Below are 14,323 nucleotides of genomic sequence, written 5' to 3' on the forward strand. Positions count from 1 at the left end.
CATCGACCCCGGTTCGCCTCTGCGGCCGCACGACACGGCAGCGGATGGCAGGGCCCGCCCTCCCGGGCAACGGGCGGATCTGCCCGGGGAGATGGGCCGGGCCCCTGTTATCGTGCGGCGATGTCAGCGATCAAGCAGTTCCAGGTGACCTTCGACTGCGCGGAACCTGTGCGTCTCGCCGCATTCTGGTGCGAGGTGCTGGGGTACGTCCTGCCTCCGGTCCCGACGGGATTCGCCACCTGGGAGGATTACTACCGCTCGCTGCCGCCGGAGGATCAGGTGGTCTACTTCGCGTGCAGTGATCCCTCGGGCGTGGGCCCGCGCGTGCTCTTCCAGCGCGTTCCCGAAGGGAAGGTCGTCAAGAACCGGCTGCATCTTGACGTGCGGACCGGTACCGGACTCGTGGGTGAGGAACGCCTGGCCGCGCTAGAGGCCGAATGCGCACGGCTGGTCGCGCTCGGCGCGGTACACGTGCGAACGATGCGAGCCGACGGCGAGAACGAGTCCTGCATCGTGATGCAGGACATCGAGGGCAACGAGTTCTGTCTCGACTGAGGGTCCCTCCAGCGGCACGACGTCCAACAGCATCCAGGGCATTGACCTCGGCAAGCACCCAGCCACAGGAACGGCGACGGCCCCGTGCCCCGCGCGCCGGGAGGGCGCGGGACACGGGGCCGTGCTGTGTGCCGGGGGTGGGTCAGCGGCTTCCGCTCGCGTCCCCGCCGCTCTGGGCCTCGGCCTCGCGGGCGGCGCGGGCCTTCATCTCGGCTTCCTCGCGCTGGTCGATGTCCGGGATGCCGTCGTGGTCCTCGTCCCGGTTCTCCTCCTCCCAGATGCGGCGGTAGTGCACGTCACGCCACTTCAGGAGGATGGCCGCGACCACGGCCGAGAGGACGGAGGCGATGAGGACGGCGGCCTTGACGTGTTCGATCGTGCTGTCGTCGTCGAAGGCCAGCTCGGTCACCAGCAGCGAGACCGTGAAGCCGATGCCCGCGAGCATCGAGACGCCCGCCACGTCCGGCCAGGACAGTTCGTCGCTCAGCTCCGCCTTGGTGAACCGGGCGGCCACCCAGGTGCCGCCCAGGACGCCGACGATCTTGCCGACGAAGAGGCCGAGCACCACGCCGAGTGCCTCCGGTTCCCGCGCCGCCTCGGCCAGGGCCGAGCCGGAGACGCCGACGCCGGCGGCGAACAGCGCGAACACCGGCACGGCGAAGCCCGCCGAGATGGGACGCACCTGGTGCTCGACGTGCTCGGCCGGGGTCTCCTCCTCGCCGGGGCGGGGCTTGCAGCGCAGCAGCATGCCCATGGCGACACCGGCGATGGTGGCGTGCACCCCGCTGGCGTGCATCAGGCCCCAGATGACCAGGGCCAGCGGGACGTACACGTACCAGCCGCGCACGTTCAGCTTGTGGTGCAGGAACCAGAAGAGCACCAGGCCCGCGACGGCCCCCGCCATCGCCCACATGTTCAGCGTGGAGGTGTAGAAGAGGGCGATGACCAGGATGGCGCCCAGGTCGTCCACGATGGCCAGGGTCAGCAGGAAGGCGCGGATGCCGGAGGGCAGGTTGGTGCCGATGACGGCGAGGACGCCGAGCGCGAAGGCGATGTCGGTGGCCATGGGGATGGCCCAGCCGTTCATGTCGCCGCCCGTGGGCGCGTTGACCGCGAAGTAGAACAGGGCGGGGACGATCATGCCGCACAGCGCGGCGACCACCGGCAGCGCGGCGGCGGCCGGACGGCGCAGCGTGCCGACGACCAGTTCGCGTTTCAGCTCGATGCCCGCGACGAAGAAGAAGATCGTCAGCAGGCCGTCCGAGGCCCAGTGGCCCACCGACAGGTCCAGGTGCAGCGCCTCGATGCCGAAGTGGAAGTCGCGGACCGACTCGTAGAAGTCGCTGAGCGGGGTGTTGGCGAGGATCAGCGCCACGATGGCAGCGCCCACCAGCACCAGACCGCCGACCGTCTCCGTCCGCAGGGCGTCCGCCAGCCACCGCCGCTCTTTGAGCGGTGGGCGGGCGAACACCCGGTTCTGCTCGGGCGTGGACGTCATGGGGCGGCCTCCTGGAGGGAACTCGGACGGTTGACGAACAGGAATGAGCACGGAGACATGCGAAACCGTGCTGCCGACCAGACTTCCCGGCACACCTTGACTGATTTTGACGCGTTGCTTCTCACCGTACCCGCACGTCACACCCGGTCCGCAAGAGGATCTTCGGCGTCCGGGCGCCTACCCGCCGGTACGGCACGGGGGCGCCGCGCCGTGGTTTTCCTACCGCTTTCCGACCGGATCATGCCTGCCGCGCCCCAGGTGCGGCGGTGAGAACCGTCACGTGCCGCCGGTGCCGACGGTCTCCCCTCTACGCTGGCGGGGCAGCCGCGCCCCGGACGGGCGCGCGCCGAACGAGGAAGGGCACGAGAGGGCCGTGAAGCGCTCCGGCATACCCGCCACCTACCTGGGCGACTACCCGCGGCTCCTCACCGAGGTGTCCGCGACCGGCAGGCTGCCCCGCCGCGCCGAGCTGGACGCCCTGCGGGAGCTGGGCGAGCAGGCCGCCGAGGACGGGCACAGCCTGCGCGAGCTGATCGGCCTCTACGTCGGGCGGACCCGCACGATGTGGGGGACGCTGCCCGGGGTGATGCGCGCGGCCGGCGCCGCCGAGCGGGCCAGGACCGGCGACGCCATCCTCGCGGCACTGGAGAGCGCCATCGGTGCGCTCGGGGAGGGCCACGAACACGCCAGGCGGCTCGCCGTCCGGCAGGAGGAGGCCGGGCGGCGCGAGTTCATCGACGACCTGCTGCACGGCCGCAGCGACCTGGGACGGCTGGCCGAGCGGGCCCAGCGGTTCGGGCTGCGGATGGCCCACGCGCACGCCGTCGCGGTGGCCACCGCCGAGGAGGCGTACGGCGACGTGCACCCCGTCGTGCGGCGCATCGAGCGCGAGTTGCAGGCCCGTTTCGGTGACCGGGACACCCTGCTGACCACCAAGGACGGGCGGCTGGTGTGCGTGGCGGCGGCCAGTGACCGTCCCGTGGTGGACGCCTTCGCCCGGCTCGCCGCCGAGCCCGGCCCCGGCTACCCGGCGGCCCGGCGGGTGGTGGTGGGCCGGGAGCACGCCGGTCCCGGCGGGGTGGTCCTCAGTTACGAGGAGGCGCTGAACGCCCTGCACGTCGCGGACCAGCTCGGGCTGGACGCCGTCCGGCTGTCCGCCTCCGAGCTGCTGGTCTTCCCGGTGCTCCTGCGGGACCGCGGCGCCATCGCCGACCTCGTCCGCACGGTGCTCGGCCCGCTGTCCGAGGCCCGCGGCGGCGCCGAACCGCTGGTGCGGACGCTGATGGCCTGCGCGCAGTCCGGCTACGTCAACGCGGAGGCGGCCCGGCGCCTGGGCATCGGGGTGCGGACGCTGACGTACCGGCTGGCCCGGGTGAAGTCCCTCACCGGCTACGACCCGGGCGACCCGCTCCAGCGCTACACCCTGGAGACGGCCGCGATGGGGGCCCGGCTGCTGGACTGGCCCGGGCGGGACTTCTGACCCGCTCCCTGCGTGTGCGGGCGCCGCTGCGGCTCTCCCGGTTGCAGCATCAGCAGGACATAAGCACGCCGTAAACATTGCCGGGTTCTGGCAATGCGCTCCGGGGGTGTCCGCTGTCACCATGACGGCACACCGCAACCGGCAGAGGGGGGCAGGGCGATGGAGGGATTCCACGGATTCCTGGACGCCGCGCTGGCGTTTCCCGCAGTCCTGTTCGGCTTCGCGCTCGTCGTCGTGGCCGTCTACTGGTGCGCGGTGCTGCTGGGGGGCGCCGTGATCCCCGGAGCCGAGGCCCCTCACGGGGGAGAGGGCGTCGGCTCCGGGGGGAGCGGCGCGCACGGCGCGGGCACCGGTCTGGCGGCCTTCGGGCTGGGCGGCGTGCCCGTCACCGTGGTGCTGTCGCTCCTCACCGCGATTGCCTGGTTCGTGTCACTGGCCGGGACGGCCCTCTTCGCCGGAGCCCTGCCGCGCCTGCTGACCCTGCCGTGCGCGCTCGCCGCCGCCTGGTGGGGGACGCGGCTGCTGCTCCGGCCGCTGCGCCGCCTGACACCGGCCGAGGAGGACATCGCGCGCAGCGACTTCACCGGCCGGGTGTGCACCATCCGCACCGGCCGGGTCGGGCCGGGCTTCGGCCAGGCCGAGGTCGCCGCGTCCGACGGTTCCACGGCGCTCGTGCAGGTCCGTGCTGCTGGTACCGACGCCGCCCGGCTCATGGCCGGTTCCACCGCGCTGCTCTACCACTACGACGCCGAGGGTGAGTTCTTCCACGTCGCGCCGTTCGATCCGGGGCCCGATCCCGGCCCCTGACGGCCACCGCCCCTGACGGCCCCGCCTCCGACGGCCACCGCTCCGGCCAGCGCCCGTCCGCCGCCGCGTGCGGACGGGGCCCGGCCCCGGCCCGGCCGTCCGCGGCCCCGTCCCGCGCGGCCCGTTCCGCGCCCGCCGCCCCGGCCGCCCCGGGGCGCCCGTCCCACCCGCTTCCCGACACGTAAGGGACCCCTCCCCATGGATGCCATCTCCACGGGCCTCGGTGTGCTGTTCGCCGTGGTCCTGCTCATCGCCATCGCCCTGCTCGTCCTCGTCGGGCGCCTGTTCCGCAAGGTGCCGCAGGGCAAGGCCCTCATCGTCTCCAAGATGCGCAAGGTCGAGGTCACCTTCACCGGCATGGTGGTGCTGCCGGTGCTGCACAAGGCCGAGGTCATGGACATCTCGGTGAAGACGATCGAGATCGGCCGCACCGGGCACGAGGGCCTGATCTGCAAGGACAACATCCGCGCCGACATCCGGATCTCGTTCTTCGTGCGGGTGAACAAGACCCGTGACGACGTCATCAAGGTCGCCCAGGCCATCGGCACCGAGCGGGCCAGCGACCGCACCACGCTCCAGGAACTGTTCAACGCCAAGTTCTCCGAGGCGCTCAAGACCGTCGGCAAGCAGCTCGACTTCTCCGACCTCTACACCAAGCGTGACGAGTTCCGGGACCGGATCATCGCCCTCATCGGCACCGACCTCAACGGCTACAGCCTGGAGGACGCGGCGATCGACTACCTGGAGCAGACGCCGCTGGCCAGCCTGGACAGCGACAACATCCTCGACGCGCAGGGCATCCGCAAGATCACCGAGCTGACGGCCGCCGAGCACGTGCGCACCAACGAGTACCAGCGCAACGAGGAGAAGGAGATCACCCGGCAGAACGTCGACGCCCGGGAGGCCGTGCTGGAGCTCGAACGCCGTCAGGCGGACGCCGAGATCCGGCAGCAGCGCGAGATCGACACCGCGCGGGCCAGGGAGGAGGCCGAGACGGCGCGGGTGCAGGCCGAGGAGCGGCTGCGCGCCCACGCCGCGCACCTGAAGACCGAGGAGGCGCTCGGCGTCCAGGGCGAGAACCGGGAGCGGGAGATCGCCGTCGCCAAGCTCAACCGGGAGCGCGTCGAGGCGATCGAGCGGGAGCGCATCGAGAAGGACCGGCTGCTGGAGGTCATCGCCCGCGAGCGGGAGACGCAGCTGCGCCGCATCGCCGCCGACAAGGAGGTCGAGGCGGAGAAGCGGGACATCGCCGACGTGGTGCGCGAGCGCATCGCGGTCGAGAAGACCGTGGCCCAGCAGGAGGAGGAGATCAAGAAGCTCCGCACGGTCGAGGAGGCCGAGCGGGAGCGCCAGGCGATGGTCATCGCCGCCGAGGCGGAGGCGCAGGAGCGGCTGGTCAAGGACATCAAGGCCGCCGAGGCGGCCGAGCAGGCCGCGCAGCACCGGGCGGCCGAGGAGGTCACGATGGCCGAGGCGCGCCGCAAGGCCGCCGACCTCGACGCGCAGGCCGCCGTCCGGCTGGCCGAGGGCAAGCGCGCCGACCAGGCCGCCGACGGTCTCGCCGAGGCCGAGGTCAAGGAGCGCATGGCCGGTGCGCTGGCCAGGACCCGCCGGGTGGAGGCCGACGCGGCGCGGGAGATGGGTCTGGCCGAGGCGGAGGCGATGCGCGAGAAGCTCAAGGCCGAGGCCGAGGGCCTGACCGAGAAGGCCGCCGCCATGGCGGCGCTGGACGAGGCGAGCCGGGAGCACGAGGAGTACCGGCTGCGTCTGGAGGCCGAGAAGGAGGTCCGCATGGCGGGCATGGACGTCCAGCGGCAGATCGCCGAGGCGCAGGCCGCGCTGGTCGGCGCGGGCCTGGAGAAGGCGAACATCGACATCGTCGGCGGCGACTCGGTCTTCTTCGACCGGCTCGTCGGCGCCATCTCGGCGGGCAAGGGCGTGGACGCCTTCGTCGGCGGCAGCGAGACCGTGCGGACGCTGGCGGGCGACTGGCTGGACGCGGACGGTCCGGGCCTGACGAAGGACCTGACGGCCATGGTCGGCGGGCTCGGCGCCGCCGGGATGCGCGACATGACGCTGGCCGCGCTGCTGGCGAAGCTGGTCGCCGCGGGCGGCCCGGAGGCCGGACGGCTCGGCTCCCTGCTGGAGGCGGTGCGCGGCACCGCCGCCGCCGAACTGCCCCTGTCGGCCCTCACCGGCGCGCTGGCGGGCGGCGTCCCGGCGGGCCCGGGCGGCGTCCCGGCGGGCGGCGCGGCGGTCAACGGCGCGACGGCCCGGTGAACCGGCCGTCCGGCTGCGGCGCGCGAGGAGAGAGAAGGACGACGTGAGCACCCCACCGCTGGACACCGGCACCTACGACGTGCTGCACGGCCGCATGACCGCCGCCGCGCGGGAACTGGCCCGCCGGGCGCAGGCGCTGGACGCGCGGCGCGTCGAGGTCTTCGGCGGCAGCGCCCTGGAACTGGCGGGCAACGACCGCCTGCGCACCGCGCGGCCCGGCGTGCCCCGGGACGTGGCACAGGTCGGCGGGATGCTGCTCGCCGGCTACCAGGCGCCGCCCGAGCCCGGCCGGGACACCGCCGTCGGGGACGTCCTCGCCCTGTACCGGCAGCGCGACGGGCGCTTCACCGAGGCGGGCCCCGACGCGCTGCCCGGACTGCTGGACGACCCGGCCTTCCGGCGGGACTTCGCCGAGCTGCACCGCTACTACCGGCAGGCGCGGCTGCTGCGGCTGCGCCGCACCGGCCCGCTGCTGCTCGCCGTCTTCCAGACCGGGGAGCGCGCCACCGACCTGCGCGTGCTGCGCTGGCGCGTCGCCCCGGACGGCACCCCCGCCTACCTGGACGACCAGGGTGAACGGGACCACGTCCTGCCGCCCGCCCACGACGTCACCTGGACTCCCGTCCGCCGCGAGGACCACGTGCCGGGCCGCCACCCGCACATCGCCGTGGACGGCACCCTGTACGTGTCCACCGTCGGCGGGGCGCTCACCGTCAAGGACACCGACGACACCGAGACGGACGCGGGCATCTACCGCGAGCCGGTGGACGAGCCGCTCCAGTCGCTGGCCGACGCGGAGGTGGCGTACGCCAGGGTCGGTCCGCTGCTGCTGCTGCGGGTACGGCCCTACAAGGAGACGGCCGACCGCCACCTCGTGCACAACGAGCGCACGGGGGAGGTCGTGCGGCTGGACGGCGTCGGGCTGGCCTGCCGCCGCCTGCCCGAGGACCAGGGCATCGTCTTCCCCGGCGGCTACTACCTGAGCAACGCCCCGGCGGGCGCCGCCGCGCGCACCTTCGACACCGACACGGCCGGTCTGCGGTTCGAGGCGGCCGTGCGCGCCCCGGGCGGCGAGGACGTGCTCTTCGTCTTCCACGCGCCCGCCGCCGGGCGCGGCCTGCTGCTGCCGTACCACCTCATCCGGGAGGAGGTCGCCACCCCCATCCCGGCACAGGGCCACGCCCTGTTCGACGACGGCACGCTCGTGGTGCTGCGCGGCGCGGACGCCGAGCCCTCCCGCGTCCACCCCGTGCAGGTGTGGCGCACGCCGTACGTCTCCGAGGAGCACGCCGCCGCCCGGCCGCCCGCGGAGGGGCCGCTCGGCCGGATCGGCAACGCCGAGCTGGTGCGCGGCATCTCCGACGTGCTGTCGGTGGCGCGGATGGCGGACGGCATGGCCCCCGGCGCCGCCGTGTTCGAGGCGATCACCGCCGCCTGCGCCAAGGTGGCCGACACGCACTACTGGCTGGACGGCGAGGGGCTGGAGGCGCTGCACGAGCCGCTGGCCGAGCTGGGCGGCACGGCCGCACAGGTCACCGAGGAGTTCGCCCGCTTCGAGGAGGCGCGGGAGCGGGCCCGCGCGGCGCTGGCCGGGGCGGCCGAGGAGGTGACCGCCCTGGTGCGGCGGTCCCGGGCCGAGAGCCCGGGCGGCGCGGACGCCTGGGTGGACCTGCTGACGGGGCTGCACCGCGCGCAGGGCCGGGTGGAGACGCTGCGCGAGCTGCGCCACGCCGACCTGGGGCGGATCGCGGAGCTCGGCGCGGAACTGGCCGAGGCGGTCGCCGCCGCCGGGCGGCGCGCCGTCGCCTTCCTCGCCCGGCCCGAGGCGTTCGACGCCACCCGCGCCGAGATCGCCGGCCTCACCGAGCGGGCGTCCGGTGCCGGGACCGTCGCGGACGCCGACGCGCTGGGCGAGCGCGTCGCCAGGCACGCCGAGGGGCTGCGGGCGGTGACCGACGTCGTCGGCGGCCTCGACATCGACGACGTCACCGTCCGCACCGTCCTGCTGGAGCGCGTCGGCGAGGTGCTGGGCGCCGTCAACCGGGCCAGGGCCGTGCTCGACGGGCGCCGCCGCGAGCTGCGGGAGCGCGAGGGGCGCGCCGAGTTCACCGCCGAGTACGCGCTGTTCGGGCAGGCCGTGGCGGGCGCCCTGGCCGCCGCGGACACGCCGGAGGAGTGCGACGAGCAGCTCGGACGGCTCCTGCTGCGGCTGGAGCACCTGGAGTCCCGCTTCGGGACGTTCGAGGAGTACGCGCGGCAGCTCGCCGAGCGGCGCGAGGAGGTCCACGAGGCGTTCTCGGCGCGCAAGCAGGCCCGGCTGGACGAGCGGGCCCGGCACACCGAGCGGCTGGCGCGGTCCGCCGACCGCCTGCTGGCCACCGTCACCCGCCGCTCGGCGGCGCTGGGCGGCCAGGAGGAGGTGGCCGCCTACTTCGCCGCCGACCCGCTGGTGGCGAAGGTGCGGGCGACGGCCGGGGAGCTGCGCGCGGCCGGGGACGCCGTGCGCGCGCAGGAGCTGGAGGGGCGGCTGAAGGCCGCCCGGCAGGAGGCCGCCCGCGCCCTGCGGGACCGCGCGGACCTGTACGACGCCGAGGGCACGGTACGGCTCGGGCGGCACCGCTTCGCCGTCACCGGGCAGCCCGCCGACCTCACCCTCGTGCCGCAGGACGGCGCCCTGGCCTTCGCCGTCACCGGGACCGACTACCGGGCCCCGGTGCGCGACGCCGCGTTCGCCGCGACGCGCGCCTTCTGGGACCAGCCGCTGCCCTCGGAGTCGCCGGAGGTCTACCGCGCCGAGCACCTGGCGGCGGCCGTGCTGGCGGCCACCGGCGCGGACGGGCTGCGCCGGGCCGCCGCCACCGGGGACGGGCTCGCCGCCCTCACCCGGGAGTACGCGGCCGGAGCGTACGACGAGGGGTACGACCGGGGGGTCCACGACCGGGACGCCGCCGCCGTCCTGGCCGCCGTGCTGGAGCTGCACGCCGGTGCGGACCTGCTCCGCTACCCCGGCTCCGCCCGCGCCGCCGCCCAGCTGTTCTGGGCGTACGGGACGGACGAGGCGTCCCGCGCCGGGTGGCTCACCCGGGCCCGGTCGCTCGGCCGCGCCCGCACCGCCTTCGGGGCGGGACCGGCCGTCGCGGAGCTGGCCGGGGAGCTGGCGGAAGCGGTTCGTGGCTTCGCCGGGCGGTCCGGGCTCACCGCCGGGGAGGGGGACGGCCAGGCCGCAGGGGAGTACCTGTTCGAGGAACTGGCGCTTGGCGGGCCCCGGTTCGCCACGAGCGCCGCCGCCCGTGCGCTGCTGGACGGGTTCCGCGCGGCGCTCGGCGGCCCCGGCTCCGCGGAGGCCGGGCAGTTCGCGGCGGACCTGCGCGCGCTGGACGGCGACGTCGCCGCCCGGCACCAGCTCGTCCACGCCTGGCTGCACGCCTACGCCGCCACCGGAAAACCGGGGGAGGACGGCGGCGCCGACCTGCCCGAGGCCGTCGCCGTCGAACTGGGCGGCGAGGCCGTGCCCCGGCGCGAGGTGACCGCGCCGCTGCACACCACCGTCACCGGGCTGCTGGGCAGCCACCCGCGCCTGTCCGGCGGCGAACTGCCGCTGCGGCTGGACGAGTTCCTGGCCCGCACCGACGCCTTCCGCACCCGCCGGGTGCCCGCGCACCGGGCCTACACCCGGCAACGCGCCGCGCTGCTCGCCGCCGAACGGGAGCGGCTGCGCCTGGCGGACCTGCGGCCGAAGGTCATGTCCGCCTTCGTCCGCAACCGGCTCATCGACGAGGTGTACCTGCCGCTCATCGGCGACAACCTGGCCAAGCAGCTCGGCACGGCCGGGGAGGAGCGGCGCACCGACAGCCAGGGCCTGCTGTTCCTGCTCTCCCCGCCCGGATACGGCAAGACGACGCTGCTGGAGTACGTCGCCGCCCGCCTCGGCCTGGTCTTCGTGCGGGTGGACGGCCCGGCGCTCGGCCACCGCACCACCTCGCTCGACCCGGCCGCCGCACCCGACGCCGCCGCCCGCCGCGAGGTGGAGAAAGCCAACTTCGCGCTGGAGATGGGGAACAACGTCCTGCTCTACCTGGACGACGTCCAGCACCTGTCGCCCGAGCTGCTCCAGAAGTTCATCCCGCTGTGCGACGCCCAGCGCCGCATCGACGGCGTCTCGGCGGCCGACGGGCAGCCGCGCACCTACGACCTGCGCGGCAAGCGCTTCGCCGTCGCCATGGCGGGCAACCCGTTCACCGAGTCCGGCGCCCGCTTCCGGGTGCCGGACATGCTGGCCAACCGCGCCGACGTGTGGAACCTCGGCGACGTCCTCACCGGCAAGGAGGACGTCTTCGCGCTCAGTCACGTCGAGAACGCCCTCACCGCCAACCCGGTGCTCGCGCCGCTCGCCTCCCGGGACCGCGCCGACCTCGACCTGCTGGTGCGTCTGGCCTCCGGTGACGCGACCGCGCACGCCGACCGGCTCGTCCACCCCTACGAGCCGGGCGAACTGGAGCGGATCACCGCCGTGCTGCGCAGGCTGCTGCACGTGCGGCGCACGGTGCTGGCGGTCAACGCCGCCTACATCGCCTCCGCCACGCAGGACGACACCGCCCGCACCGAGCCGCCGTTCCGGCTCCAGGGGTCCTACCGCAACACCGCGCGGCTGGCCGAGCGGATCGTGCCGGTGATGAACGACGCGGAACTGGAGGCGCTGATCGACGACCACTACCTCGCCGAGGCGCAGACGCTCACCACCGGCGCCGAGGCGAACCTGCTCAAACTCGCCGAGCTGCGCGGACGCCTCACCGACGACCAGCGCGCCCGCTGGGCGGAGATCAAGGCGGCCCACACCGCCGCCCGCACCGCCCGGCTCACTCCTGCGGCAGCGGAACGATGAGCGAGGGGGAGGGGAGGGAGCCGATGGACGCGCACGAGCCGCCGATCCGCACCTCCTCGGCTCCGCACGTCGGCAGGAACGGGTTGGGGTCGGTGAGGGGGAGCCGGGGCAGGTCCGTCGGCCCGGTGCCGTACGGGGGGCCGGGCCGGTAGGGGGCCGGTCCGTACGGGCCGTCCGGGTCGTGCACACCGCCCGTGGCGTGCGGGAACGGCGCCACGGGCGTGCCCGGCAGCGGACGGCCGGGCTGCCGGTCGCCGTCGAACTGGCTCCACAGGAAGAACCCGCCGATCGCCAGGGCCACCACCAGCCCGCCCACGTTCAGCGGGCGCCGGGCGGGCGCGACCGCGTCCCGGCGGGGCTTCCCGGGCGCGGGCAGGCCCAGCCGCGACGCCTGCCCCGTGCGCTCCAGCGGAACCGTCGTGTTGACCTCGCACAGCACGAGCAGGAACCGCAGCCGGGCGACGGCGGCGGGATCGTCCGCCGCCTCCCGGGCCAGCTCGTACGCCTCCCGAGCCTCCGAACCGTAGGGCACCAGCGCCCCGGGGCCGGTGGACCGCACGCTCCAGCCCGCGCGGCCCGCCGTGACCAGCCCCTGCCCCACGAGCAGCGACAGCGCCCGCCGCACCGTGCCCGGCGCGCCCCACTGGTCGGCGCCCCAGCCCGTCCCGTCCAGCGCCTGCGCCAGCTCGGGCCCGCGCCCGTCCGCGAGCAGGTCCAGCACATCGCCCAGCGTGCCCGACCCGCCGAGCAGGGCCAGCGGACCGCGCAGCCCCTCGATCGCCCGGACGGCCTGCACCTCGGCGGTGTCGTCCAGCCACTCCTCCCACGGCTGACCCCGCCTGCGCGCGCCGCCCGGCGGCAGCAGCGGACGCAGCAGCGCGTCCCGGACGGCCACGGGCAGCCCGCTCCCCTCTCCGCTCCCGTCCGCGTCGCCCAGCAGCGCCAGCCCCGGGCGCGGGTCCCGCGCCGCGTCCGCCCCCGCCGGCCGGGCCAGGGCGGCCAGGCGGCGTTCCAGCGGCGGATGCGAGTCGAACCTGCCGCCGCGCCGCCCGGAGGCGTCCGGCCGCCACTCCCGGAGCGCCCGCGCGTACTCCGGGTCCGCCAGCAGGAGCGCGAAGGGGCGCAGCAGATCGTCCGGGAGGCGCCCGCGTGCGACCATCGGCTCCAGGAACCGCTCGCGGTAGTCCGCCCACGCCGCGCCGACGGAGTGCACCGCGCGCAGTGCGGACGCCGTCGCCGCGTGCCCGGCCACGGCCGCCGCCGCGGCGTCCGCCTCGAACTCCTGGCGCCGCCGCACGCCGAAGGACACCGCGTCGTACAGCCACGCGTAGGCGCTCAGCACCCGGAACTGGAGCCCGGCGTAGAAGGCCACCATCGGATTGCGCGCCGCGGCCTCCACGAATCCGGAGCGGGCCGTGTGCAGGGCGACGGAGCCCCGGTAGACGGTCGCGGCGAACCGGGTGTGCCGCCGCGCGTAGTGGCCCAGCTCGTGGCAGAGGACGGCCCGCAGCTCGTCCGCGCGCAGCCCCGCCAGCAGCGGCACACCGATCTCCATGCGGCGCGCCGTCACCCGCAGCCCGCCGCGCACGTCCTCGCTGACGGACGCGTTCGCCTCCAGCGTCAGCCGGATCTCGGTGGGCGCGGGCGCGCCCACCGCACCGGCCAGACCGGTGACCGTCTCCCACAGGCCCGGCGCCTGCTTCCGGGTGACCCGGACCGTGCCCTCGCCCGCCTGCGGAGCCCGCCCGCCCGCGAACAGGCCGCGCAGCAGCGCCACCACGGCCGGGAAGCCGAACGCCACGGCGAACAGCGGCACCGGCGAGGTGAGCGGCGCCTCTGTGGTGGCGACCAGCCAGAGCACGACCAGGGAGAAGGCGGCGTACCCGAGGACGAGCGTCCACGACAGCACGTGGAACCCCGCCAGCAGGAGGAAGGCGAGCACCGCCCGCACGGCCGCGCTCATGACCGCCCGTCCGCGGACCCGTCGGCGTGCCCTTCCCCGCGTTCCCCTTCCGGCTCCTCCTCCCGGACGGCCGCGAGGGCCGCCCGGACCCGCGCCATGGCCTCCGCGTCAGCGGCCACCCCGCCGCGCAGCCACGTCTCCGTCACCCGCAGCGCACGGGTCACCCGGTCCTCGTCCGGCCGCTCCGCCGTCATCCGCACCTCCGCCGCGCGTCCCCGCAGTGCGCCGGGCGGCACCAGTTCGTCGCGGTTCACGGACGGACCCTCCGCCGCCCGCTCCCGCGCGTCCAGCCGCTTCTCCAGCGTGCGGCGCGCCTTGAACAGGCTGGCCGCCACGCCGCCCCGGCTCAGCCCCAGCTCCCGCGCGATGGCCTCCTGCGGCATGCCGTGCAGGCAGTGCATCACCAGGACGGTGCGCTGCCTGCGCGGCAGCAGCGCCAGCGCGGCCAGCACCGCCCGCGCCTCCGCCGTCTGCTCCACCCCGGCCACCACCGGCTGCGGGAAACCGTCGAGCCCGGCGGCCCGCGCCCTCGCGTTGCGCCGCCCGGCGGCCCATAAGCGCTGCCGCACCACCCGGTACACCCACGCGTCCGGCGCCTCGTAGCCGCGCAGGCGCTCCCACCGCCGGAACGCCTCCGCGTACGCCTCCTGCACCGCGTCCTCCGCGTCCTGCCGGTGCCCGCACAGCAGCAGCGCCCGCGCCAGCATCCCGGAGAACGACCGCGCGAAGAACGCGTCGAACTCCTCCCGCACGACGGTCCGTTCAGTGCTCACGCCGTTGTCCATCCCCGTTCCCCCCTCGGTCCGGCCGCACCGCCAGCCTGGCACCCCGCGACCCCCGGTACTCCACGACCACCTC

At 75.2% G+C, this 14,323-nt stretch carries 8 protein-coding genes; 5 read left to right on the top strand and 3 right to left on the bottom strand.

What is annotated here, in order from left to right; all coding sequences use genetic code 11:
- The first annotated feature begins 120 nt into the window (after positions 1–120).
- A complete protein-coding gene (locus tag V1J52_RS08515) occupies positions 121–555 on the top strand; it encodes a VOC family protein (RefSeq protein ID WP_330139035.1) in 435 nt (144 codons plus the stop codon).
- 142 nt (positions 556–697) lie between these two features.
- Here the strand turns inward: V1J52_RS08515 and nhaA are convergent, their stop codons facing one another.
- Positions 698–2,053 carry a Na+/H+ antiporter NhaA gene (nhaA, locus tag V1J52_RS08520; RefSeq protein WP_330139036.1) on the bottom strand — a complete coding sequence of 452 codons (1,356 nt, stop codon included), beginning with the start codon at positions 2,051–2,053 and terminating at the stop codon, positions 698–700.
- A 373-nt stretch (positions 2,054–2,426) separates the two neighbouring features.
- Between nhaA and V1J52_RS08525 the strand changes: the two genes are divergently transcribed.
- The 4 genes from V1J52_RS08525 (at position 2,427) to V1J52_RS08540 (ending at position 11,502) form a co-directional block, all read left to right on the top strand.
- Complete coding sequence (locus V1J52_RS08525) at positions 2,427–3,533, top strand: PucR family transcriptional regulator (protein ID WP_330139037.1); 1,107 nt, start codon at positions 2,427–2,429, stop codon at positions 3,531–3,533.
- A gap of 159 nt (positions 3,534–3,692) precedes the next feature.
- Positions 3,693–4,340, top strand: coding sequence for a DUF1449 domain-containing protein (locus V1J52_RS08530; RefSeq protein ID WP_330139038.1), 648 nt, complete (start codon positions 3,693–3,695; stop codon positions 4,338–4,340).
- 198 nt (positions 4,341–4,538) lie between these two features.
- Entirely contained in the window at positions 4,539–6,620 is a 2,082-nt protein-coding gene (locus V1J52_RS08535) for an SPFH domain-containing protein (RefSeq protein ID WP_330139039.1), read from the top strand.
- A gap of 94 nt (positions 6,621–6,714) precedes the next feature.
- Positions 6,715–11,502, top strand: a complete 4,788-nt coding sequence (locus V1J52_RS08540) for a DNA repair ATPase (protein ID WP_330139545.1) — start codon at positions 6,715–6,717, stop codon at positions 11,500–11,502.
- Here V1J52_RS08540 and V1J52_RS08545 read toward each other — a convergent pair.
- On the bottom strand, positions 11,477–13,465 hold the full coding sequence (locus V1J52_RS08545; protein ID WP_330139040.1) for a M48 family metalloprotease: 1,989 nt from the start codon (positions 13,463–13,465) through the stop codon (positions 11,477–11,479). The two genes, V1J52_RS08540 and V1J52_RS08545, sit on opposite strands and share 26 nt — an antisense overlap.
- On the bottom strand, positions 13,462–14,238 hold the full coding sequence (locus tag V1J52_RS08550) for an RNA polymerase sigma factor (protein ID WP_330139041.1): 777 nt from the start codon (positions 14,236–14,238) through the stop codon (positions 13,462–13,464). Before V1J52_RS08550 ends, V1J52_RS08545 begins: the two co-directional genes overlap by 4 nt.
- Between the last annotated feature and the right edge of the window lie 85 nt (positions 14,239–14,323).

The sequence above is a fragment of the Streptomyces solitudinis genome (assembly GCF_036323765.1).
Taxonomy (GTDB): Bacteria; Actinomycetota; Actinomycetes; order Streptomycetales; family Streptomycetaceae; genus Streptomyces.

Excerpts from the sequence above, each read along its gene's own strand:
- V1J52_RS08535 (WP_330139039.1), top strand. The coding sequence starts at position 4,539 with ATGGATGCCATCTCCACGGGCCTCGGTGTGCTGTTCGCCGTGGTCCTG.
- V1J52_RS08515 (WP_330139035.1), top strand. The coding sequence starts at position 121 with ATGTCAGCGATCAAGCAGTTCCAGGTGACCTTCGACTGCGCGGAACCT.
- V1J52_RS08545 (WP_330139040.1), bottom strand. The coding sequence starts at position 13,465 with ATGAGCGCGGCCGTGCGGGCGGTGCTCGCCTTCCTCCTGCTGGCGGGG.
- V1J52_RS08530 (WP_330139038.1), top strand. The coding sequence starts at position 3,693 with ATGGAGGGATTCCACGGATTCCTGGACGCCGCGCTGGCGTTTCCCGCA.
- nhaA (WP_330139036.1), bottom strand. The coding sequence starts at position 2,053 with ATGACGTCCACGCCCGAGCAGAACCGGGTGTTCGCCCGCCCACCGCTC.
- V1J52_RS08540 (WP_330139545.1), top strand. The coding sequence starts at position 6,715 with ATGACCGCCGCCGCGCGGGAACTGGCCCGCCGGGCGCAGGCGCTGGAC.